The organism is Martinezella sp. CNPSo 3959, assembly GCF_057784355.1.
On sequence record NZ_JBXSOV010000001.1, the window covers coordinates 1,063,376 to 1,086,198 of the forward strand.

General features: G+C 59.3%; 23 protein-coding genes. 10 read left to right on the plus strand and 13 right to left on the minus strand.

Features of this window, described 5'->3' with window-relative positions; translation table 11 throughout:
- Nucleotides 1–171 precede the first annotated feature (171 nt).
- The 7 genes from AC13RE_RS05340 (at nt 172) to AC13RE_RS05370 (ending at nt 7,861) form a co-directional block, all read left to right on the plus strand.
- The gene (locus tag AC13RE_RS05340) at nt 172–1,752 is read left to right on the plus strand and encodes a peptide ABC transporter substrate-binding protein (RefSeq protein ID WP_488562190.1); all 1,581 of its coding nucleotides are present in this window, start codon (nt 172–174) and stop codon (nt 1,750–1,752) included.
- 51 nt (nt 1,753–1,803) lie between these two features.
- Nucleotides 1,804–2,727: an ABC transporter permease subunit gene (locus tag AC13RE_RS05345; protein WP_132717199.1), complete on the plus strand. Its 924-nt coding sequence runs from the start codon at nt 1,804–1,806 to the stop codon at nt 2,725–2,727.
- On the plus strand, nt 2,724–3,641 hold the full coding sequence (locus AC13RE_RS05350) for an ABC transporter permease subunit (RefSeq protein ID WP_132717200.1): 918 nt from the start codon (nt 2,724–2,726) through the stop codon (nt 3,639–3,641). The genes AC13RE_RS05345 and AC13RE_RS05350 overlap by 4 nt, the downstream gene beginning before the upstream one ends.
- Before the next feature lies 1 nt (nt 3,642).
- Nucleotides 3,643–4,638 (plus strand): ABC transporter ATP-binding protein, encoded by a 996-nt coding sequence (locus tag AC13RE_RS05355; RefSeq protein ID WP_488486206.1) that lies wholly within the window; start codon nt 3,643–3,645, stop codon nt 4,636–4,638.
- Nucleotides 4,631–5,617, plus strand: coding sequence for an ABC transporter ATP-binding protein (locus AC13RE_RS05360; RefSeq protein WP_488562191.1), 987 nt, complete (start codon nt 4,631–4,633; stop codon nt 5,615–5,617). Before AC13RE_RS05355 ends, AC13RE_RS05360 begins: the two co-directional genes overlap by 8 nt.
- Before the next feature lie 98 nt (nt 5,618–5,715).
- Nucleotides 5,716–6,633 (plus strand): sugar kinase, encoded by a 918-nt coding sequence (locus tag AC13RE_RS05365; protein WP_488562192.1) that lies wholly within the window; start codon nt 5,716–5,718, stop codon nt 6,631–6,633.
- Nucleotides 6,634–6,754: 121 nt separating this feature from the next.
- Nucleotides 6,755–7,861, plus strand: a complete 1,107-nt coding sequence (locus tag AC13RE_RS05370; protein WP_488562193.1) for a glycosyltransferase family 4 protein — start codon at nt 6,755–6,757, stop codon at nt 7,859–7,861.
- A 63-nt stretch (nt 7,862–7,924) separates the two neighbouring features.
- On the opposite strand, the gene AC13RE_RS05375 is transcribed toward AC13RE_RS05370, so the two are convergent.
- Complete coding sequence (locus tag AC13RE_RS05375; RefSeq protein WP_488562194.1) at nt 7,925–9,121, minus strand: FkbM family methyltransferase; 1,197 nt, start codon at nt 9,119–9,121, stop codon at nt 7,925–7,927.
- 472 nt (nt 9,122–9,593) lie between these two features.
- On the opposite strand from AC13RE_RS05375, the gene AC13RE_RS05380 reads away from it, so the two are divergent.
- Complete coding sequence (locus AC13RE_RS05380) at nt 9,594–10,034, plus strand: MarR family winged helix-turn-helix transcriptional regulator (RefSeq protein WP_488562195.1); 441 nt, start codon at nt 9,594–9,596, stop codon at nt 10,032–10,034.
- A gap of 41 nt (nt 10,035–10,075) precedes the next feature.
- Here AC13RE_RS05380 and der read toward each other — a convergent pair whose 3' ends face one another.
- The 3 genes from der to AC13RE_RS05395 form a co-directional block, all read right to left on the minus strand.
- On the minus strand, nt 10,076–11,506 hold the full coding sequence (gene der / locus AC13RE_RS05385) for a ribosome biogenesis GTPase Der (RefSeq protein WP_015340696.1): 1,431 nt from the start codon (nt 11,504–11,506) through the stop codon (nt 10,076–10,078).
- A gap of 11 nt (nt 11,507–11,517) precedes the next feature.
- Complete coding sequence (locus AC13RE_RS05390; protein WP_488562196.1) at nt 11,518–12,201, minus strand: tetratricopeptide repeat protein; 684 nt, start codon at nt 12,199–12,201, stop codon at nt 11,518–11,520.
- Between the two features lie 212 nt (nt 12,202–12,413).
- Nucleotides 12,414–12,995 carry an NnrU family protein gene (locus tag AC13RE_RS05395; protein WP_488562197.1) on the minus strand — a complete coding sequence of 194 codons (582 nt, stop codon included), beginning with the start codon at nt 12,993–12,995 and terminating at the stop codon, nt 12,414–12,416.
- Between the two features lie 179 nt (nt 12,996–13,174).
- Between AC13RE_RS05395 and AC13RE_RS05400 the strand changes: the two genes are divergently transcribed.
- Complete coding sequence (locus AC13RE_RS05400; protein ID WP_488562198.1) at nt 13,175–14,155, plus strand: polysaccharide deacetylase family protein; 981 nt, start codon at nt 13,175–13,177, stop codon at nt 14,153–14,155.
- Nucleotides 14,156–14,294: 139 nt separating this feature from the next.
- Here AC13RE_RS05400 and sbmA read toward each other — a convergent pair whose 3' ends face one another.
- On the minus strand, nt 14,295–15,560 hold the full coding sequence (gene sbmA, locus AC13RE_RS05405; protein WP_095435474.1) for a peptide antibiotic transporter SbmA: 1,266 nt from the start codon (nt 15,558–15,560) through the stop codon (nt 14,295–14,297).
- Between the two features lie 424 nt (nt 15,561–15,984).
- Between sbmA and AC13RE_RS05410 the strand changes: the two genes are divergently transcribed.
- Nucleotides 15,985–16,569: a PadR family transcriptional regulator gene (locus AC13RE_RS05410; protein WP_488562199.1), complete on the plus strand. Its 585-nt coding sequence runs from the start codon at nt 15,985–15,987 to the stop codon at nt 16,567–16,569.
- Nucleotides 16,570–16,682: 113 nt separating this feature from the next.
- Here AC13RE_RS05410 and map read toward each other — a convergent pair whose 3' ends face one another.
- The 8 genes from map to AC13RE_RS05450 form a co-directional block, all read right to left on the minus strand.
- Nucleotides 16,683–17,435, minus strand: a complete 753-nt coding sequence (gene map / locus AC13RE_RS05415; RefSeq protein WP_112334251.1) for a type I methionyl aminopeptidase — start codon at nt 17,433–17,435, stop codon at nt 16,683–16,685.
- 139 nt (nt 17,436–17,574) lie between these two features.
- Nucleotides 17,575–18,087 (minus strand): GNAT family N-acetyltransferase, encoded by a 513-nt coding sequence (locus AC13RE_RS05420; RefSeq protein ID WP_112334250.1) that lies wholly within the window; start codon nt 18,085–18,087, stop codon nt 17,575–17,577.
- Nucleotides 18,088–18,138: 51 nt separating this feature from the next.
- Nucleotides 18,139–18,567: a DoxX family protein gene (locus AC13RE_RS05425; protein ID WP_132717212.1), complete on the minus strand. Its 429-nt coding sequence runs from the start codon at nt 18,565–18,567 to the stop codon at nt 18,139–18,141.
- A gap of 30 nt (nt 18,568–18,597) precedes the next feature.
- Nucleotides 18,598–19,068, minus strand: coding sequence for an SRPBCC family protein (locus AC13RE_RS05430; protein ID WP_488562200.1), 471 nt, complete (start codon nt 19,066–19,068; stop codon nt 18,598–18,600).
- A 99-nt stretch (nt 19,069–19,167) separates the two neighbouring features.
- A complete protein-coding gene (locus AC13RE_RS05435) occupies nt 19,168–20,424 on the minus strand; it encodes an RNA polymerase sigma factor (RefSeq protein WP_488562201.1) in 1,257 nt (418 codons plus the stop codon).
- Nucleotides 20,421–20,795: a YciI family protein gene (locus AC13RE_RS05440; RefSeq protein WP_113388986.1), complete on the minus strand. Its 375-nt coding sequence runs from the start codon at nt 20,793–20,795 to the stop codon at nt 20,421–20,423. The genes AC13RE_RS05435 and AC13RE_RS05440 overlap by 4 nt, the downstream gene beginning before the upstream one ends.
- Nucleotides 20,796–20,875: 80 nt before the next feature.
- On the minus strand, nt 20,876–21,790 hold the full coding sequence (locus AC13RE_RS05445) for a S66 peptidase family protein (RefSeq protein ID WP_488562202.1): 915 nt from the start codon (nt 21,788–21,790) through the stop codon (nt 20,876–20,878).
- A 99-nt stretch (nt 21,791–21,889) separates the two neighbouring features.
- A complete protein-coding gene (locus AC13RE_RS05450) occupies nt 21,890–22,693 on the minus strand; it encodes a membrane-anchored protein (protein ID WP_488562203.1) in 804 nt (267 codons plus the stop codon).
- Nucleotides 22,694–22,823: the final 130 nt, after the last annotated feature.

A 22,823-nucleotide genomic window follows, 5' to 3' on the forward strand; every position in this document is an offset into this window, starting at 1 on the left:
AGAGTTTTATGAATATGAAAGTTCACACGCTAAGCATGCCCGACTTTTTTTAACTTGAAAGCGACGTCGCTTTCGATAACTTCGCGCATTGACCTGCACGTACAGGTCACCTGCGGATCAAAAACACCCTTGTAAAACAAGGACAAGAACTCCAGAAAGGTGGGAAAACATATGGCGCATATCACCAGAAAATTTATCGCTGCGGCTTTCGTCAGCACGATATTGAGCGTTTCCGCGCATGCCGCGACCCTCAATATCCACAACGGCGGCGACCCGACTTCGCTCGATCCGCAAAAAATTTCCGGCGATTGGGAAAACCGTATCGACGGCGATATCTTCGAAGGGCTGGTGACCGAAGATCCCAAGGACAACCCAATTCCCGGCCAGGCTGCAAGCTGGACCATTTCGCCCGACCAGAAGGTCTATACCTTCAAGCTTCGCGACGGCATCAAGTGGTCCGATGGCCAACCGGTGACGGCTCAGGACTTTGTCTTTGCTTTCCAGCGCCTGATGGATCCGAAGACCGCCGCGCAATACGCCTATCTGCAGTACACGATCCTGAACGCGGAAAAGATCAACAAGGGCGAGATCAAGGATCTGAGCCAGCTCGGCGTCAAGGCGATCGACGACAAGACGCTCGAAATCACGCTTGAAAACCCGACACCCTACTTCCTCAACGCCCTGATGCACTACACGGCCTATCCGCTGCCGAAGCATGTCGTGGAAGCCAAGGGCGACCAGTGGGTCAAGATCGGCAACATCGTCACCAACGGCCCTTACAAGCCCACCGAATGGGTGCCCGGTTCGCACGTCAGCATGGTCAAGAGTGACCAGTATTACGACGCCAAGGACATCAAGATCGACAACGTCAACTATTACACGTTGGAAGATCAGGCCGCTGCCTTGAAGCGCTATCGCGCCGGCGAATTCGATATCCTGACCTCCTTCCCGGCCGACCAGTTCGACTGGATCCAGAAGAACCTGCCCGGCCAGGCGCATGTGGTGCCCTTCCTTGGCACCTACTACTACGTCCTGAACTCTACCAAGCCGCCCTTCAACGACAAGCGCGTGCGCCAGGCTCTCTCCATGGCCGTCAACCGCGAGGTCATCGGCCCGAAGATTCTCGGCACCGGCGAACTGCCATCCTATTCCTGGGTACCGCCGGGTACCGCCAACTACGGTGAGCCGGCCTATGTCAGCTGGAAGGACGAGCCCTACAAGCAGAAGGTCGAAGAAGCCAAGAAGCTCCTGAAGGAAGCCGGCTTCGGTCCCGATCATCCGCTGAAGGCTCAGCTGCGCTACAACACCAACGACAACCACAAGCGCATCGCCGTTGCGATCGCCGCCATGTGGAAGCCGCTCGGCGTCGATATCGAGCTCTACAACACCGAAACCAAGGTGCATTACGATGAAATGCAGCGCGGCGAGGTGCAGATTGGCCGTGCCGGCTGGCTCGCCGACTACAACGATCCGATCAACTTCCTGAACCTGCTGTCCACCGGCGTCGAAATGAACTACGGCCGCTGGAGCAACAAGGACTACGATGCTCTGATCAAGCAGGGTAATGAAGAGATCGATCTGAAGAAGCGCGCCGAGATCTACAAGAAGGCCGAGCAGCTGGCCCTCGACGACAGCGCCGCAATCCCGATCTACTACTACGTTTCCCAGAACATCGTCGCCCCGAAGGTCCAGGGCTTCGTCGACAACATCCAGGACATCCACCGTACGCGCTGGCTGTCGGTTAAAGAATAATTGGGAACAGGCTCCCTCCCGGACACAACCGGGAGGGAGCCGTCTAAGATCATGTTTGGCTACGCTCTCCGTCGTTTGCTGTCGACAATCCCCGTTCTGTGGATTGCCGTGACAGTGTGTTTTTTCATTCTGCGCCTCGCTCCCGGCGGCCCCTTCGATGGCGAGAGGCCATTGCCGCCGGAAGTCAAAGCCAACCTCGCGGCTCACTACAACCTCGACAAGCCCCTGGTTGAGCAATACCTGATCTATGTCGGCGATGTCATGAAGGGCGACCTTGGCCCCTCCTTCGCCAATCAGGACTTCACCGTCACCCAGCAGATCATGTCCGGCTTCCCCTATACGTTGACCATCGGCGGCTCCGCCTTCGTGCTCGCGACTGTCGTCGGCGTCTTCATAGGCTGTCTCGGGGCGCTCTATCAGAACCGCGCAGCCGATTACTGGCTGGGCGGCGGTCTCCTCATCGGCCTGGTCATGCCAAGCTTCCTCATCGCCCCCATCCTTCAGCTCATCTTCGGCAATACGCTCGGCTGGCTGCCGGTCGGCGGCTGGGGCGACGGCTCGATCAAGTTCCTGATCCTGCCCATCATCGTCCTGACCCTGCCGCACGCAGCTCGCATCTCTCGCCTGATGCGAGGCTCGATGATCGAAGTGATGAGCCAGAACTTCATTCGCACCGCCAAGGCCAAGGGTATCGGCCCGCGGCTGACGATCATGCGCCACGCGCTAAAGCCGGCCATGATGCCCGTCGTCTCCTATCTCGGACCCGCGGCAAGTTACCTCCTCACCGGCTCGCTGGTGGTCGAAAGCATCTTTGGCCTTCCCGGTGTCGGCCGCTACTTCGTCGGCGCAGCGCTTAACCGCGATTACGGCATGGTCCTCGGCACGGTCGTTTTCTACATGGTCCTGATCGTGGTCCTCAACCTGCTGGTCGACATCGCCTATGCCTGGCTCGACCCGAAAGTGAGAATGCGATGATCCTCAATTCCGCCAAGAGAGAATTGCTGGAAGCGGAATTGCTTTCAGCAGAGGGGCTCGCACCCAAGGGGCGTTCCCTCACCGGCGACGCGATGCGTCGTCTCCTGCGCAACAAGGCGGCGGCACTTTCGCTGGTCATACTGGCCGCGCTGGTTCTGGTCGCCATATTCGGCCCGTATTTCCTGCCTTTCAACTATGAGGATCCGGACTGGACGTCGTTCCGAGGAGCTCCGGACTTCGCCGCCGGCCACTATTTCGGCACCGACGGCAACGGCCGCGATCTGCTGGCGCGCACGCTCTACGGCACTCGCGTCTCGCTGACGGTCGCCCTTGTCGCCACCCTCGTCTCGGTCATCATCGGCGTGCTCTACGGCGCCGTTGCCGGTTATTTCGGCGGTCGCGTCGATGCGATCATGATGCGCTTCGTCGATATCATGTACGCCCTGCCTTACGTCCTCTTCGTCATTCTGCTGATGGTGATCTTCGGCCGCAACGTCTATCTGCTGTTTGCGGCGATCGGCGCACTCGAATGGCTCACCATGGCCCGTATCGTGCGCGGCCAGACCCTGTCGATCAAGCAGCGCGAATTCATCGAGGCCGCCCGCGCGTCGGGGCAGCGATCGTTCAAGATCATCCTGAAACACATCGTGCCGAACCTCGTCGGCCCGGTCGTCATCTACGCCACGCTCACCATCCCGGAAATCATCGCGACGGAGAGCTTCCTCTCCTATCTCGGCTTCGGCGTTCAGGAGCCGCTGACTTCGCTCGGTACCCTAATTGCCGAAGGTTCCGCCGGTATGGAGACGACGCCCTGGCTGCTGTTCTTCCCGGCCGGTTTCCTGGTCGCGCTGCTGATGAGCCTGCTCTTCATCGGCGACGGTCTGCGCGACGCATTCGATCCGAAGGATCGCTGACATGACAGAAACACTTCTCGAACTCAAAGACTATTCGATCACCTTCCGCACGCCTGAAGGCGAAGTGGCCGCGGTCTCGAAGATGAACCTCAAGATCGGCCGCGGCGAACGTATCGCCGTCGTCGGCGAGTCTGGCTCCGGCAAGAGCCAGACCTTCCTCGGCCTGATGGGCTTGCTCGCCAAAAACGGCCGCACCAGCGGCCAGGCACTGCTCGACGGCAAGGATCTGCTGACCTTGAAGCCTCGCGAGCTCGACCATGTGCGCGGCAAGGATATGGCCATGGTCTTCCAGGACCCGATGACCGCGCTTAACCCGTCGCTGCGCATCTCGCGGCAGCTGACGGAGCAGCTGGAAGTCCATGGCGGGCTTTCGGCGCGTGCCGCCTCGGCAGCAGCGCTCGACATGCTGAAACGGGTCGGCATCCCTGATCCGACACGCCGCTTCAACCTCTATCCGCACGAACTTTCGGGCGGCATGCGCCAGCGCATCGTCATCGCCATGGCGCTGCTGACCAAGCCGAAGCTCCTCATCGCCGATGAGCCGACGACGGCACTCGACGTGACGATCCAGGCGCAGATCCTCGATCTCTTCAATGAGCTGACGGCGGAAATGCATACGGCGCTCATCATGATCACCCATGACCTAGGTGTCGTCGCCGGCCTCGCCGACCGAGTGGCCGTCATGTATGCCGGCCGCATCGTTGAGGAAGCGCCGGTGGAAGAGCTATTCGAAAATCCGGCTCATCCCTATACGGCGGCGCTTCACTCCGCGATCCCGCGGCCGGATCAGGATGTCGACGATCTCACGGTCATCCCCGGACGGCCGCCGAACCTGATGCATCTGCCGCGCGGCTGCTCCTTCTCGCCGCGCTGCGCCCATGTACAGGACGACTGTCTTGACGCGGCCCCACCGCTCGATCCGTTGGCGGCACGCCGTTGCGCGGCCTGCTTCCACCCCCTTTCGGTTGATCAGGAACGGAGCCTCGTCCATGGCTGAGCAAACGCTTCTGAAGGTCGAGCATCTGACGACCGAATTCGAACTACCGTCGAAATCCCTCTTCAAGCCGCCCATGATCCTGACTGCGGTCAACGATGTCAGCTTCGAGCTGAAGACCGGTCGCACGCTCGGCATCGTTGGCGAATCGGGTTGCGGCAAGTCCACGCTTGGCCGCTCCATCCTGCGGCTGATCAAGGCGCAGAAAGGCCGCATCCTCTGGCAAGGCGGCAACCTGCTCGATCTCACCGAAGAGGAAATGCGCGCTGCCCGCCGCGATATGCAGATCATCTTCCAGGATCCGATCGCCTCGCTCGATCCGCGCATGACCGTCGGCGACATCATCGCCGAGCCGCTGACCGTCTTCGAACCGAAGCTGAGCCGCGCGCAGCGGCAGGATCGCGTTCGAGAGATCATGGCGGCTGTCGGCCTCGTTCCGGAGATGATCAACCGCTACCCGCACGAATTTTCGGGCGGACAGGCGCAGCGTATCGGCATTGCCCGCGCCGTCATCACCCGGCCGAAGCTCATCATCTGCGACGAGCCGGTTTCGGCCCTCGACGTCTCGATCCAGGGACAGGTCATCACGCTTCTGCGCCGTCTGCGCAAGGAGTTCGGCCTCACCCTGATCTTCATCAGCCACGATCTCTCAGTCGTGCGCCTGATCTCGGACGACGTGCTGGTGCTCTATCTCGGCAAGGTGGTCGAAGCGGGGGAGGCTGCGACGGTCTTCGACCATCCGGCGCATCCCTATACGCAGGCGCTGTTCTCCGCCGCGCCGATCCCCGACCCGAAACTGGCGCGTGGCCGCCAGCGCATCCGCCTGCAGGGCGATCCGCCCTCGCCGCTCAATCCGCCGCCGGGCTGCGTCTTTTCGCCCCGCTGCTGGAAGGCGACCGATGTCTGCCGCACGAAGATGCCGCCGACGGAACAGGTGCGCCCAGGCCAGACGGCCGCCTGCTATCACATGGATCGGCCGTAAATCAGCTCCAGCAAAAGTGGACGGCGGCTGCCGCCGTCCACCTTGCCCCGGCCGCTGCTTGCGCGTATGCAGCAACAAGGCAAATGCAGGAGGCAATCTTGGGCGGGCGTTTTCTATCGATCGGCGAATGCATGGTGGAACTGTCGCAGGCCGATGACGGACACCTGCGCAAAGGCTTTGCCGGCGACACCTTCAACACCGCCTGGTATGCCCGAGCCTGCCTGCCTGAGGACTGGGCGATTGATTATTTCACCGCGCTCGGCGACGATGCCATGTCCGACGAGATGATCGCCTTCATGGGCACGGCCGGCATCGGCACGCAGAGCATCCGCCGCCTTCGCGGCAAGACGCCCGGCCTCTACATGATCAATCTGAAGGACGGCGAACGCTCCTTCAGCTATTGGCGCGACAGCTCTGCCGCCCGCCAGCTTGCAACCGATGGCGATGCGTTACGTGCCGCAATCGAAGCCTCCGACGTCCTTTATTTTTCGGGCATTACCCTGGCAATCCTGTCGCGCGAAGACGCCTTCACCTTGCTCGCAGAGCTGCGCCGCGCCAAGGCTGCCGGCAAGCTGGTCGCCTTCGATCCCAATCTGCGCCCTCGCCTCTGGTCCAGCCTCGACGCGATGCATACGATGATCGCCGAGGGAGCGCGTGCAGCGACGCTCGTCATGCCGAGCTTCGACGATGAAGCCGCGCATTTCAGTGACGATTCGATTGCCGCCACGATCCGCCGCTATCGGCAGTACGGAGCAGCGATGGTCATCGTCAAGAATGGCCCTGATGGCGCGACCATTGGCGACGGCGTTCAGGAGACGCTCGTCCCGGCGGTCAAGGTCGTCAAGGTTATCGACACCACCAGCGCCGGCGACAGTTTTAATGGCGCATTTCTGGCACATTATCTGCAGCACAGAGATGCGGTTACCGCCGCCAGCTTCGCGGCCAAGGTCGCGGCGAAGGTCATTCAGGAATACGGCGCGCTCGTCCCGCACGAGAAGCTCAAAACCGTCAGGTAAGCTGTAATATTTCCATCATGGACACCCCCCACAATAGAGTGGGCGCGGGAATCATGTTTGAAACACCGCAATCGCTGGCACCGTCATCATGAGGATGTGGTGCGGATGGACTGTTTTGGGCATGTTGCAACGCTTGTCAGACATCGATCAAACCACCTGGGCGCAGGCGGCGACACCTGTCGCAATACCCGAGCGGCTGCTCATCGTCAGCGATGCCTGGCATCCGCAGGTTAACGGTGTGGTTCGCTCCATCGAGAACACCAATCGGGAACTGACACGCATGGGCGTCGAGGTGTCGATGATCACGCCGGACGGCTTTCGCAACATCCCCTGCCCGACCTATCCGGAAATCCGGCTCTCGATCGCCAGCTATCGCAAGATTGCCGCCAAAATAGAAGCGCTCCGGCCGACTTATATCCACATTGCTACCGAGGGACCCCTGGGACTCACGGCAAGGCGCTGGTCTCTGAGAAACGGCATGCCGTTTTCCACGAGCTATCATACCCGCTTTCCCGAATATGTCGCTGCTCGCCTGCCGATACCGGAAAGCTGGCTCTACGCCTTCGTCAAATGGTTTCATAATGCGGGCCATGGCTGCATGGTGGCGACGCCAAGTCTGGCAAACGAACTCAGGCAGCGTGGCATCCGCAACCTGCTGCCCTGGAGCCGTGGCATCGACTCCTCACTGTTTCGACCGCAGCCCCAGGACGACGCACCCTTCGACCTGCCCCGTCCGATTTTCATGACTGTAGGTCGCGTGGCGCTGGAAAAGAACTTGCCCGCTTTCCTCGACCTCGACCTGCCCGGATCGAAAGTTGTGGTCGGCGATGGCCCCGCGCGGGCGGAATTGCAGACACTCTATCCGGACGTCCATTTTCTGGGAGCGAAATTCGGCGAGGAACTGGCGCATGCCTATTCGCAGGCGGACGTGTTCGTCTTCCCGTCCAAGACCGACACTTTCGGCAACGCCATTCTGGAAGCATTGGCGAGCGGCGTTCCGGTCGCCGCCTACCCGGTTACCGGCCCTGCGGACATTCTTGGAGGAAACAGGGCGGCCGGCGTCGTGGATGCGGACTTGGCCACCGCCTGCCTCGCCGCGCTCTCATGCTCACGCGAGGCAGCGCGCTCCTTGGCACTCAATTACTCCTGGGAAGCGGCAACAACGCAATTTATCGGCAATGTCCGCATCGCCAATCATCGGGGCAGATTGCAAGCCTACAAGGAGTGAACTCCGGGCCGATGATCCACCCGGAATTCGCTTACTGCGTCTCAACTCGTATGTCTTCGCGGATCAGCGCGCTGCCCTTACAGCATAGCATAAGCCAGCATGCGGGTTGGATAGCTGGGTCTTGTCCAGCACGATGAAACCCGCTTCCAGTAGCGGTGCGATAAGCGTCATTTGGTTCTTGTCCTTGGACCACCATTTGTGCCATTCGATGACCATGGCATTGATCGATCCGAAGAGGCCGTGTCTCGCTAGGGTCTCGAAAATCCCGAACTCGGATCCCTCGCAATCCATTTTGATGACCAGATCCATGCCCGCTCTCCGCGCACGCTCCGCAAGCGGCGCGATGATGCCAGCCGCCTCCTTAATATGGATTGTCTCCGGCTTGCCGGAATCTGCTCCCCTTACGGATATGCCGATCGTTGCATCGGAGCGGACCATGACCTCCATCTGCTCGTCTCTCCCGCCAAGCCCAAATTGGTTCGGCTTGATCTTGGCCGCCACCTTCGGATTTAGTGCGAAATTCTTCAGTGCTCGCGCATGGGGTAAAGCGAAGGGCTCGAATGCGTGTATTTCTCGCACCGAAGAGTCTCTCGCCAAAAAGAGCGACGCAAGACCCGCATTCATGCCGATATCGATGATGATTTTGTCGCGCCCGGTGATGAAATTATATTCGTTGTGAATGAAAATTTCGCTCAGAACCTGGAAATCTTCGGCATTGTTGACATAGAGCCGAGTTCCTGAAAATTCGGCAATTACCTCTTCCGCTCCGACGTGAAAAGTGAAGCCGTTTTTCTCGAGCAACTTGAAATCATAGATATGTGTATTGAAGAATTGATTGGTAATGTCAGGCAATGGGACATCCGACATGCGCCCGCTCTCTTGATCAATTCTTTTCAGGGGCCGATGGGCATAAGCGGCGAATGCTCCAACCCCAGTTGAATCGATCCGGAACTCGAAAACATCCTCTTCCGGCACGTCGAACTGCAAGGTCACACCCTTACCAGACCGCACTATATCCGCGCCCGTTAGCTCCCTTCGTATCAATTGACGGGCGCCAAAACCCGCAGTGACATCGATAGAACAACAGACCTCTTCCGATGGCGCGGAGGGGTCAGCATCGATATGAAATTCGACAACGTAACGTCCTGGGGACAGGGTGACGTAGGGGCCGTAAAGCACCCATCCCGCCTGTCCCTTCTTAACGGACACGCGTTCATTTCCTTGCACCTTCTCAACCTGGCCGATCGCGGAGTAGAACAAAGTCGGTTTCCTTCTTGGCAACAGAGACAAAAGGTCGTCTCATACATAACAAGTCCTGCCGGAAGCTCGGTTCCGGCGCGAGATTGATATCTAAGCCTATGTTTGACAAGGATAAATTTTGTCCTGGGGAAAGATGGGCGCGTTCCGTCCAAACGGGGCGCTATACGTCCTCGATCATGTCCCTGACCGTTACGCCAGTCTCATCGTCGGGGCAGCGTGGCTGGATCCTGGAGAAAGGCAGCGATCATAATCCTACCGATGTCGCTCGCCGTTCCTGCTTTCCGCGTCACACAGCAGAACGCATTCTTGAAAAGTAAATTTCTAGGACATCGGCGATCGTTACGAGAGCAACGGAGATATTGTCCGCTAAGCTGACTTCCTAAAGCAGAAGAAATCCATAGCCCGGGCATAAATTTGGGTGTACAATTATTTATCGCACGATCTACATAAGACCTCTCAGGGAGTTCTTGAGATGACTGACGACCTGTTAAAGCTGGATAACTTCATCTGCTTCGCGCTCTATTCGGCAAACCATGCGATGAACCGGCTCTATAAACCCATGCTGGACGCGCTCAATCTCACCTATCCGCAATATCTTGTCATGGTGACGCTATGGGAAGAAGACGGACAGACCGTCGGCGGTATCGGTGAAAAGCTGTTCCTGGAATCAAGCACGCTGACGCCGCTGTTGAAGCGTCTGGAGGCAGCCGGCTTTATCAAGCGCATCCGCAGCAAGGAAGACGAGCGCCAGGTGTTGATTCAGCTGACCGACGAAGGCAAGGCGCTGAAGAAGAAGGCGGCAACCGTTCCCCCTTGCATTCTCGATGCCACGGAGCAAACACCCGACGAACTGACACGCTTGAAGAGTGAAATCATCACTTTGCGCCAGGCGCTCAGCAGGAACGCAGCCTGACCAGATGCGCCCTCCCCGACCATCCGGTCGTGCAAGGTGCTTCAGGTTCGCTTCTTCTTGTTTTCGTAAGGATTTTCCGACGTCCGGAAATGGATGCGGATCGGTACGCCGGGCATTGCGAAATCTGCGCGCAGACCGTTGATCAGATAACGCACATACGACTCCGGCAGAGCATCCGAGCGAGTGCACGAGATCATGAAGGCCGGAGGCCGCGCCTTCACCTGCGTCATATATTTCAGCTTGATGCGGCGACCGGAAACGGCCGGTGGCGGATGCTGAACCTGCTGCGTCTCGAGCCAACGGTTGAGCCGAGCGGTCGAAACACGCTTGTTCCAGACCTTGTCGGTATCGACGATTGCCTGCATGAGGCGGTCAAGCCCCTCGCCCGTCTGACCGGCAATCGGAATGGCGCGAATGCCGCGTGCCTGCGGCAACAGCCGGTCGGTCTTTTCGCGCAGATCGGCAAGCACGGCCTGGCGATCCTCGATCATGTCCCATTTGTTAAAGGCGAGCACGGCGGCACGTCCTTCGCGGATCACGAGATCGACGATCTGCAAATCCTGCTTCTCGAAGGGAATGGTCGCGTCGAAGACGATGACGACGGTTTCGGCGAAGCGGATCGCGCGCAGCGTGTCGGCGACGGAAAGCTTCTCCAGCTTCTCGATGACCTTCGCCTTGCGGCGCATGCCGGCGGTATCGAACATCTTGACGGTACGACCGCGCCAACTCCAGTCGACGGAGATGGAATCGCGGGTAATCCCGGCTTCCGGCCCGGTCAGTAGCCTGTCTTCGCCAAGAAAGCGGTTGATGAGCGTCGACTTGCCGGCATTCGGGCGGCCGACGATCGCAACACGCAGCGGGCGCGTGTCGTCATAGGCCGGTTCTTCGTCGATCTCCTCGCCATCTTCGCCGACTTCTGAGCGCGGAATACTGACATTCGTCTCAGCCTCGTCTTCGTCCTCCGGGAAGGCGCGTTCGGGCCCGATGGCCTCGACGATAGCGTCGCGCAGATCCATCATGCCCTGGCCATGTTCGGCCGAGATCGGGCAAGGTTCGCCGAGGCCTAGCGTATAGGCATCGTAGAAGCCGCTGTCGGAGCCGCGCGCTTCGGATTTATTGGCGACGAGCACGACAGGCCGGCCGCGCTTACGCAGCATTTCGGCCAAGGTCTTGTCGACATGCGTCAGGCCCATCTTGGCATCGACGACGAAGAGCGTCAGATCGGCTTCATCGATCGCCGCTTCCGTCTGGGCGCGCATGCGGCCCTCCAGCGTCTCTTCGCCAGCTTCTTCGAGGCCGGCGGTATCGACGATGCGAAAGCGGAGATCGATCAGCTTAGCTTCACCCGGGCGGCGGTCACGCGTTACACCCGGCGTATCGTCGACGAGCGCCAGTTTCTTGCCAACCAGACGGTTGAACAGCGTGGACTTGCCGACATTCGGGCGACCGACGATCGCGACCGTAAAACTCATTGGGCGATCCTTCAGCCTTTTGCGACCGGAGCCTTGCCGGATGCAGTGATGAGATCGAGCAGCATCTGGGCACGGTTGGCAACGTTGCGCGGGCTCTGCGGATCGTCGACAATCGCCTGGAACCATTGCCGCGCCTTGGCGAAATCGCCGGCCTTATAGGCGGCAAGGCCAAGAACGTCGCGCGCCGAATGGCGGAAGGCATCAGCCGGCACGGCAAGCTCCTGCGCCTCGGCGGCAACCTGATCGTAGGTGCCGGTATCGATGAGCAGATAGGCAGCCCGCAGGCGCGCCGCATCGCGGATAACGACGGGAAGATCCGTTTGCTTGCCGATCGCCGAGAAGGTGGCGATGGCCGCGGCCTTGTCACCCTTCTGCACTTGCAGCGTCGCGGCGCGCAGGCGCGCCAGCACCGGATAGGAACCAGGGCCGTTCTTTTCGATGGCGGCGAATGCGGCGAGCGCCTCATCCGTCTTGTTCTGATCGGCCAGCGTCAGCGCGGCAATGAACTGATCACCGCCGCTGCCAGCCTGGTTGCCGGCCCAATAGCGATAGCCGCTGTAGGCTGCGGTACCGAGAACGACGAGCACCGCAGCACCGATGATGAGCTTACCGAAACGGCGCCATATGAACCGCAACTGGTCCGAGCGCAGTTCCTCGTTCACCTCGCGGATGAAGCTATCGTCATTGAATGCCATTCTTGTCTCCGGCCCAGGCCAAATAGTTCAAAGCTTAGGGGTTAGAGCATGATGCCGAAAAAGTGTGAGCGGTTTTCGGACGACATCATGCTCTAATTCCATGATGCTAGAGCGGATTCAGATTTTAGGTCTATCGGACCTAAAATCATCCGGCTCTAGTGGGGCCTTCTACTCCATTTTGCAGCTTATGTAAGGGGGAATGGTGGAAATCGTCATATAACGAGCGGCGAAACCCCGATAATCCACGCATGAAGCTTCCAAATGATCAAGGCCCAAGCGACCACACCGATGACGATCGCATAGAGATCGTATTTCGCCGAGACGAAGGGACGCACGGTGATTTCGCCGACCCGCTCGCGCCGTTTGAACGAAATGCGCAGGATCACGCCCCAGGCGAGGAAGGCAGCAAAGAGCAATATGGCAGCGCCGTCGCCATTGGAGAGAAGATGCGCCAGTGCCCAGATCTTCACCGAAAGCACCATCGGATGCTTGGTCCTGGCCGCGATATGCCCCGCCGGCAGCAGCGAGGCAACAAGACAGATGAGAGCGAACAGCATCAGCAGGATGGTGATGTGGCTCATCCAGAACGGCGGCGACCAGACCGGCGTCATGTCGCGCGCCTGACCGAAGCCGTAGATCAGAATGATCAGCGCCACGATGCTCGCAATCGAATAGGCGCCCTTCCAGCCGCCTTCGCCAAGGCTGGCGATCAATGAGGTCCGCAGGCCGGGTGTCACGACGCGGATCAGATGGAGTCCGAGAAAAAGAACAATGCCGAGAATGAGCAATGCCATGGATGAAATCCTCTATGGTCTTGTTGTCACATCCTTATCGGCTGCCGCAAAAAAATGCCAGCATCACCGCAGCTTCGCCGCATTTGCGCGAAAGGAAGGAAGCGACCCTGAGCGCGCCATCCGATAGCGCCAGACGATTCCTGGCGAGCCGTGCTCGATCCAATTAGTATCCGGTGCCCATGTTTCGCTTCGCTACCTGTCTCTCCCTCGCCCTTTCCTTGGGGCTGCCCGCAGCCGCCCAGGCCGATGGCAAGCCCAAGCAGCTCGTCATGATTTCCTTCGATGGCGCTCATGACAATGCACTCTGGACCAGGAGCCGCGAGATCGCTTCGCGCAACGGCGCGCATTTCACCTATTTCCTCTCCTGCACCTTCCTCATGAACAAGGCGCAGGCCAAGGCCTATCAGGGGCCGAAGCAGCGGCCGGGTAAATCCAATGTCGGCTTCGCCAAGAGCGAGGACGATGTCCGCACGCGCATCGCCAACATCTGGGGCGCACATCAGGAAGGCCACGACATCTCAAGCCATGCCTGCGGCCATTTCGACGGCAAGGGCTGGAGTGCTGCCGACTGGAAACAGGAATTCATGAATGCCCGCATTGCCCTTCGCGACGCCTGGAAGAATGTCGGCCTCGCCGACAAGGAACCCCAGGGCTGGGAAGACTTCGCCACAAATGACGTCAAGGGATTTCGCGCACCCTATCTTTCCACCAGCGACGGTCTCGTGCCGGCGGAAAAGGAGATGGGCTTTCAGTATGATGCAAGCCTGGTCACCAAAGGCCCTGCCCTGCCGCAGGTGATCGACGGCATCTATCGCTTCGGTCTGCCATTGATCCCCGAAGGTCCCGAGCATCGTCCGGTCATCGGCATGGACTACAATCTCTATGTCCGCCATTCCAAGGGTGTCGAGGACAAGGCCAACGCCAAGACCTATGAGGACCGCACCTTCGACGCCTTCGAGGCTGCCTTCGCCAAGCAATATGACGGCGAGCGCATTCCGCTGCAGCTCGGTTTCCATTTCGTCGAAATGAATGACGGCGCTTATTGGCGCGCCCTCGACCGCTTCGTCAGCGATGTCTGCCACAGGCAGGATGTTGCCTGCGTCAGCTATTCCGAGGCAATCCCGTTGATTGAGGCGCGCAGCAAGCCGCAGCAGGGGTGAAGAGCGGTCGGGCGGAGCCCGAGCCAAAACGAAGGGCCGGTGATGCGGTAAAGGAAAGCCCTTGCGTTACCCCCAAAGTCTAAAGCCTGAAACCCAGCTCCTCCATTGAAAAAGGCTCCGTTTCCGGAGCCTTACTTCGTCAACCATCCGCGTGAATAACGCCTGCTTCACGCTCCAAATAGCGCTGATCGATCGGCGGCAATGGCTCGTCATAGATAGCGGCCTCGAAAGCCTTCAGACGCTTGTGGATCGACAGAAGCTCGATGATCGTCGTCCAGGAGCTGACGAGATACTGGAAAGAGTTGCTGACCTGACCGAAGGCCGTGGCGATCTGCTGCCAGATGCCGAGCGTGATTTTGTGCGCGACGAAAGTCGGAACCAGCACAAAATAGAGGAAGATCGCATCGAGCTGGCCGTAGGAATAGCGCGCGACATTGAAATAGGCGTAGTGGAAGTACATGCGGAAATAGTTGCGGCGAACGTTTGAGAAGAGTTCCGCCACAGTGGGCGGCTGTGCGCGGTCCTCGCGATCCTCGCCGTAGACAAGCTCTTTTCGATAGGCTGCCTCGACGCGCTGGTTGCGGAAATTCAGCCCCGGAAGCTTGATCCCGAAGAGCGCAAGCAGGAACGTGCCGAATACCGACCAAATCAGCGCCAACCAAACGAGCGAATACGGAATTGCACCGATAATCGGCAGATCGGTCACGTATTTCGACAGTTCCAGCAGAATCGGCAGAAAGACGATGAGCGTCATGACGGAGCCGATCAGGCTGACGCCGAGCCCTTCGAGGTTCGTCGCAAAACGCATCGTATCTTCCTGGACACGCTGCGATGCACCTTCGATGTGCCGAAGCTTCTCCCATTTCGACATATAGAAATTGTTCATCGCCCACCGCCAGCGGAAGAGATAGTGGCTTAGAAAAAACGATGAAATAACGCTGACCGCGACGCCCACGAGACCGAGTTGCGTGAACGCCCATAACAATCCGTAGAAATCCCCATCCGTAACGCCGGGCTTTCCGCCGAGCGCATTTTGCAGGAGGTCAAAGAAGGGCCGGCGCCATACGTTTACTGCTACGTCGATCTGAACACCGAAATAGGTGATGAAGACGATGAAAGCGGAACCCCACACGGACCATACGATCCAGGGGTTGCCCTTCGAAACCACATGCCAAAAACCGCAAAAGACCGCTGCACAGAGAATAAAGTAAAGATAAAACAAGAAATTAGTAGGAGTAACAAAGAACGCAGCCCCGACCGGCTGCTGTTCTTCCGGCAGCGGCGGATAACCCATGGACGCCACGACATGCGCGCCGACAAAATACCATAGGAAGACGCAGACGAGCGCCCAGGCGACTGCTGAGGAAAAAAATAATCTCGGATTCGGGAAGAAAGAATGAAACACGACGGTTAGGCTTCCTGTTGGTTCGAACGACCGCAATGGCGTGAATTTGAGGCGAGCCTAGGACAGTTCGCCGGGAGCGGCAACCGCCAGAAGCCTATTCTTACGTAGATGTAATCGCTTATCCCATGATCGTGATGCAGTTGTTCAGCAGCGAAATTTCACCCATGGGATGAACTCCTTCCCCCACGCGGTCACACTTTCTCCTCCAGCCCATCTCATCCGCAAACCGCCCTCTTGAAGAATGCTATCTTACGATATATATCTTACAACATGACTAACGATATAAACTCTCAACTTCACAAGGAGAAACGATATGAGAGGTTTCAGAGATCGCATGTTCGGAGATGGCTTTGACATGGTTGAGGCATATATCCTACGACATGGTCGAGGCCGTGAATCACGCGGCGAGCATAGGAGAGACTTCATGAGAGGCTTCAAGGGCGGCATGTTCGGCGGCGGGTTTCGCACCGGGCGCAAGTTCGATGCGGCCGACCTGCAGCTCATCATCCTCGCTTTGCTCTCCGAGCAGCCCCGCCACGGCTATGAACTGATCAAGACCTTCGAGGAGCGCTCCGGCGGCTTCTATGTTCCGAGCCCGGGCGTCATCTACCCGGCGCTGACCTATCTCGAGGAGACCGGCCAGGCCGAAGTCGAGGTCAGCGGCACGAAGAAGCTCTACCGCATCACCGAAAGCGGCCAGAAGCGCGTCGACGACAATCGCGATCTTGTCGAGGTGACCCTCGCCAAGCTCACAGCCATCGGCGAGAAGATGGCGCGCGTCCGCGAAGTCTTCGATGGCGGGGATGAGGACGGTCGCGACAATCCATTCGATCGCCATGGCAGCGGCGACGTTCATCGCGCTCGGCACCTGCTGCGTTCCGCACTTCGCTCAAAGTTCCCCTGGAGCAAGGCCGAAGGCGCCCGCATCGCTGATATCCTCGAGCGCGCCGCCGCTGACATTATCCGCGGCGAAGCGAAGGCTGAGGACAGCCCGAAGGCCGACGAATGAGCTACGACATGTTGCGCAAAAGTGCGCAGCGGTTTTGCGATAACGACATGCGCAAATTAGATACCTGAAGCGCAGGGCACGAAACTGAAATATTCGCGAAGCGCTTCAGGACCTCACTTGTCCGGCAATGTCAGAATGACAGGTCCGTTGCGGGTGGCAATGATCGTGTGCTCGTACTGAACCGTGGGCGCCTGCGGATCGGCGTAGAGCGTCCAGGCATCATCGCCGCCCTCTGCCCAGATCGCGCCGAGTGAAAGAAACGGCTCGACGGTAAAGACAAGCCCATCCTCAATGATCCGGCTCTCGGAAGGGTCCGCCCAGGTGGAAACCTCGGCGGGCTCTTCGTGCAGCGAGCGGCCGATGCCATGGCTGGCGAGATTGGCGATCAGCGTGTAGCGGTTCTTCTGGGCGAATGCGCCGACGGCCTGCCCGATCTTCGCAAGCGGCGCACCGCTTTTCACCTGGTTGAGCCCGACCCAGAGCGCCCGCTTGCCGTCTCGGCACAGGCGCTCGATCTTCGGCTTTACCGGCGGCACGGTAAAGGATGCGCCGGTATCGGAGAAGAAACCGTCCTTCTCGGCCGATACATCGAGATTGACCAGATCCCCCGCCTTGATCACGCGTGGACCCGGAATGCCATGCGCCACTTCCTCGTTGACGCTGATACAGGTTGCGCCGGGGAACTTGTAGACCAGTTCAGGCGCCGATTGCGCGCCGGCATCCTCCAGCACCTTGCGGCCGATAACGTCCAGCTCCAGCGTGGTAATGCCCGGCTCCAGGGCCGAGGCCATAGCCTGCAGCGCATTGGCGCAGATGCGGCCGATATCTTTGAGCTTGGTCAGTTCTTCTTCGGTCGAAACGATCATTTACGGCTTCCGGCACTCCCGCTCTCTCAGCAGCGGTTTGGCGAGAGGCTCAAGGTGGCTTTCGCCCCTTCCCTCCCGGCAGTCAACGTTTTTCTAAGGCTTTCTGCCAGATAGCGCGACTTTCCGATTCCGAAAGAGCTCAGGAGCGCGGGTCGTCCGACAGCAATGCCCAGCGCTCGTGGTCGCACCAGACGCCGCCGATCTTCAGATATTTCGGCGAGAACCCTTCCTTGCGGAAACCCAGCCGCTTGACCAGCGCGATCGAGGGATGATTGCCCGGCTGGATATTGGCCTCCAGCCGATGCAGGCCGACCGCGTCGAAGGCGTGGGCGACCGCCAACCGAACGGCCTCCGTCATAAAGCCCTGGCCAGCAAATCCGACCATGCCATGATAGCCGAGAAAGGCGCTGCGGAAGCCTCCCCAAACCATCTGACTGATATTGACGACGCCGACAATCCCGCCGGAGCCCGGATCGCGCGCGACGAGACCTATATTCGGGCCCGTCACCGTCTGGCCGAACCATGCGTCGAAACCGTCGCGATCGAGGAAAGGATAGGCCCAGGGTACATGATGGGCGCGGCTGGCGATATTGGCGGCGATCAGCTCGTCCGCATCCGATTGCCTGACAGGCGCGATGATCACTTGCGGCATGGTTCGCTCCGTCCTTGTTCGGGAGCGAGCCTTAGCAAATCGAATCCGAAATCAAAAGCTTCGCTGAAAGAACGGAATCATTTTCCGAACCGCTTCATAGCGAAGATAAAGTCCGCCCCAGGCGATCACGCCGAGATAAACGCCGAACAGCAGATGCGAGAAGATCGGGCTGCCGACCCTCAGATGCGTCGCAATCGCGCCGCCGAGAAGACCTGTCAGCAGGATGGCGCCAAGGACCGACGTTCTCGGGATCGCGTAGAGAATGGCACACGCGAGCGTAATAACGCCGAGCAGCCGCGCGAGCGCCGGATCGGCGGAATAGCCGAGCCCTGCCATCGTCTCCGTGACAACCGGCAGCGGAACGAGCTTGATCACGCCGTCGAACAGCAGGAAGGCGATGACCAGTCCGCTGAGGATCGTGCCGGCCACGCGCTGAGCCCGCGTGACCGAAGGCAAGGATGAATCGACTGCGTAAGACATTGTCGTATCCCCCGGAATTGAATCGGAAATTCAGATTCTGGCTGCCAGTGCCGCGAGCTGCTCGGCGCACTGGCCCCATCCCTGATGGAAGCCCATCTTCTCATGCGCTTCGCGATCTTCAGTCGACCAATGCAGGACAGTCGCGGTATAGCGGGTCTTGCTAGCGCCGAGATCGTCGAGTTGGATCGTCACCACCATGAAGGGCTTTGCCGACGGCACCCAGGCGCTGGCGAAGGCATCGGTGAAGACGATCCGCTCATTCGGAACGACTTCCAGATAAACGCCGTTGCCCGGATAATCCTCCCCCTCGGGGCTGCGCATGGTAATCGAGCTTGAGCCCCCGGCTCGAACGTCGACGCTGGCGGCCGACACTGTCCATGGCAGCGGCGCGAACCATTGCTTCAGAAGCTCCACTTCGGTCCAACAACGGAAAATCTTCTCGCGCGGCGCATCGATGACGCGGGTCAGGGAAAGCTCATGGCGCTGGGGTTGCTCAGTCATGTCTTGTTTCTCTCTGCTGTTTGACGCGGCCTGTTCGGCCTATACCTTAGTGACGTTCGAGACTGCCGTTTCCCGACAGCACAGACGTAAATTTTTTGATTATTTTGCAGCCGCAAGAGCATCCGCGCTCAGACGATCGAGCTGATAACGAATATGGGCTGCTTCAGCGGGCGAACGGGCGAGTGCGATCGCCCTGTCGAAGGCGACGCGTGCCTCCTGCGAGCGGCCCAGTTGTGCAAGCAGGCCACCCCTGACGCCATGAAAGTAGAAATAGCTGTCGAGCTGTGCTTCCAGCGTCACAACCAGCGCCAGAGCCACCTCCGCCCCCTTCAGTTTGGAGAGCGCGACCGAACGATTGAGCGTGACGACGGGAGAAGGTGTCAGCCGCTCCAGCATCTGATAGAGAAGATCGATCTCCTCCCAATCCGTATCGACGGCGCGCTTCGCCCTTGAATGCAGCGCTGCGATCGCCGCCTGCACCTGATAGGGACCGGGCTTGCGGTGACGGATTGCCTTGTCGAGCAGCGCCAGCGCCTCGTCGATCAACGTCCGGTCCCAAAGCGAGCGATCCTGATCTTCCAGAAGGATGATCTGCCCGTCCGCATCGAACCGCGCATCTTTGCGCGATTGCTGCAGGAGCATCAGCGCCAGCAGCGCCATGGTCTCCGGCTCGGAGGGAAAGATCCGCAACAGCAGTCGGCCAAGCCGGATCGCCTCATCGGCGAAGGCGGCCGCCTCGCGATGCGTCCCGCCGGCCGAATAGCCTTCGTTGTAGATGAGGTAGATCATGGCGCTGACGAGCGCCAGCCTTTCGCTCCGCTCCACCGCGCCCGGCGTCTCAAAAGGAACGCCTGCTGCGGCGACGCGCGCCTTAGCCCTTGTAATGCGCTGCTCCATCGCGCTTTCGCTGACGAGGAAGGCGCGGGCGATCTGCTGCACCGAAAGGCCTGAAACGATGCGCAGCGCCAACGCGATCTGTTGCGTCGCAGGCAGATCCGGATGGCAGCAAATGAACAGCAATCGCAAAATATCATCGCGATATCCGGAGCCATCGAGCCGCTCGGCGAGATCGCTTTCGGCATCGCTCGTATCGGAGATCGTCTCCTCATCCGGCAGGCTCTGCAGTCTCGCCTGTTTGCGCACCGTATCGATGCCGCTGTTGCGGCCGACAAAGATCAGCCACGCGACAGGATCGCGCGGCGGCCCCTTATCGGGCCAGGTCTTCAAGGCCCTGAGGCAGGCCTCCTGAAAGGCCTCCTCAGCGGTGTCGAGATTGCGGAAATAACGCAAGAGCGCACCCATCACCTGTGGCCGGGCATTGGTAAGCGCGATGTCGATCCAGGCAATATCGGTCATGTTGTAACAGCTCCCGGCCGGAAGACGTAAAGCGGACGGATTTCATAGGAGCCGACGCCGGGATTGGCTGCGGCAAGCTCCTTCGAAAAACCGATGGCTTCGTCGAGGGTTTCGAAATCGACCACATAGAAACCGAGCAACTGCTCCTTCGTTTCTGCAAAGGGACCGTCGATCACGATCGGCTCGTTCTTGCCCTTGCGCAGGGTCGTTGCCGCCGTCGTCGGCATCAGCCGTGCCACCGGCCCTAGCTTGCCAGCCTTCGCCAGCGGCTCCTGCACGGCAATCAACCGCGCCATCGTCGCGTCTTCCTGTTCCTTGGACCAGGCAAACACGGTATCTTCGTCGTTGTAGCATAGGATCGCGTAAAGCATTGAGATTCCCTTCTCCCTTTAAAGACGAAGGAATATCACCTGCACCGACAGGCTACGTCAAAAAAATATAGAAGAAGGCGTCAGGAGTTTCCGCGCCGGATCGCCAGGATACTCGCCTTGACATCAAGCTCCGCAATGGCTCCGATAAAAGCGCTTGCCGGGCGATCGCCGTGCCCGAGCGGCAAGCCGCCAAGGATCGGCACCTTCAGTTCGGCCAGATGTTCGCGCAGGATATCGATCACCGAATAAGGGCGATCGAACTCGAAGTTAGTAAACTGGCCGATGGCGACCCCCAGCAGGCCGTTCAGATGCCCCGCCTTGCGCAGCATCGTCATCTGCCGGTCCACCTGGCCGGGGTACAGACCGATGGCCTCAAGCAGCAGAATGGCACCGTGCATATCCGGCAACGCCCAGCCGGCCGACGCCGCCACCATATCGAGATTGCCGCCAATCAGCCGACCCTCGGCCGTTCCGCTTGTCGTCAATCGCGATGTCGGCTCTTCCGGGCGCGCGGCGATGACGAGGTCCTCGGTTGTCATCAACGCTTGTCGCAGCGAGTGATGCGTATAGGGGCTAACGCTCTCTTCACCCGGCCCGATGGAAAATGCGCCGTGAATGCCAACCTGAAGACAATGTTTCAGCAGGCTCAAATGCAATGCTGTGATGTCGCTGAAGCCGATAACGAACTTCGGATCACGCCGGACTGCAGCAAAATCTACTTGATCGGCAATGCGATATGATCCCTTGCCGCCACGTGTGGTGAAGATCGCCCGAACTTCGGGATCGCGAAATGCAGCGTTGAGATCCGCCAGCCGCTCCTCATCAGTACCCGCAAGATAGCTCCATTTGCTAAAGGCATGTTCGCCGAAATCGACGTTCAGCCCCCAGCCTTTCAGAATTTCGGCATGCCTCAGAACCATATCCCTATCGGGTGAACTTGCTGGTGACACAAAGCGCACCTTATCGCCCGGCCGTAGTGGCGGCGGCATCAGCATTGGACTGACCTCTGCGCAATCGAGTGATTCTAGGCTGCGATCTTGGCACGGATTCACGACCAGCGTCAGCCGTAGATTGACCGTTGGCAGGCCCTTAGCTCAGGGATTGATGACGGCCGCAGCCGTTAGCGGTGCCGGCCACTTGGCCTTGGCATCGGCCTCCACCGTCCGACCAACCTTCGTCTTGCCAGTCCATAGCGGCAGACCGACGGATTGCGAGACGCTGGGATCAGTGGTGAACACCGGATAACCTCGTTCGACTAGCCGCTCGAGAACCTCGCGGTCCTTGCGCACATGCAGCCGCGCCAGATTTTCCTGATTATAGACGTGCCCGCCGGAATCGGGATTGATGCCGGTGATGATGACTTCGGTCGCGCCGTTATAGAGCGCGAAGAGCACGGCATTGATGCCGTTCGAGCATTTGTCGTCCGCGCCGAGCTCGCTGCATTTCACCCCGCCGACGCGGTCGAGCAGCGCCATGCGCTTGTAGCGATCGACGATCTCCAGCTTGTCGTAGCTGTAATTGAACTTCCGCAACCCCTCTTCCAGCCGCTCGCGCTCTTTCCGCCAGAGCAGGACGTAGAGCATCTTGGTCCGTTCGCCGTTCAGAACGCGGCGCACCTCGACGGCATTGGTGTTCGTGCCTTCGATCTGGTTGAACTGGACGAGCGTCACGTCGGGCGCGTCTATCCCCCAGCCCTTCGTCACCATCTGCGAACCATTGATGGTGATGACCTTGAAGCTTTCGTCGAAATCCGCCGGCTTGTTCGAAACCGGCGCCGAGCCGACGACGAGAACAGGCCCATCGAACCGCTCGGCCAGCATCGGCGGCTTCGGCCGGGTCAGATGATATTTGATCTGCCGATAGTAATGTTTCTTCAGTTCAGAAAATTGAGCAGCCATTATTCGCTTTATCGTCTCTTGAGAAGGCGTCCGCCCTCAAAGGGCGCGGTCCGGCGAAATGTGACCCGGAAACCTCCCCGAGCCACAATACGAGTATCGCTGCGCGCACTTATATAAGCAAAATAAAGAA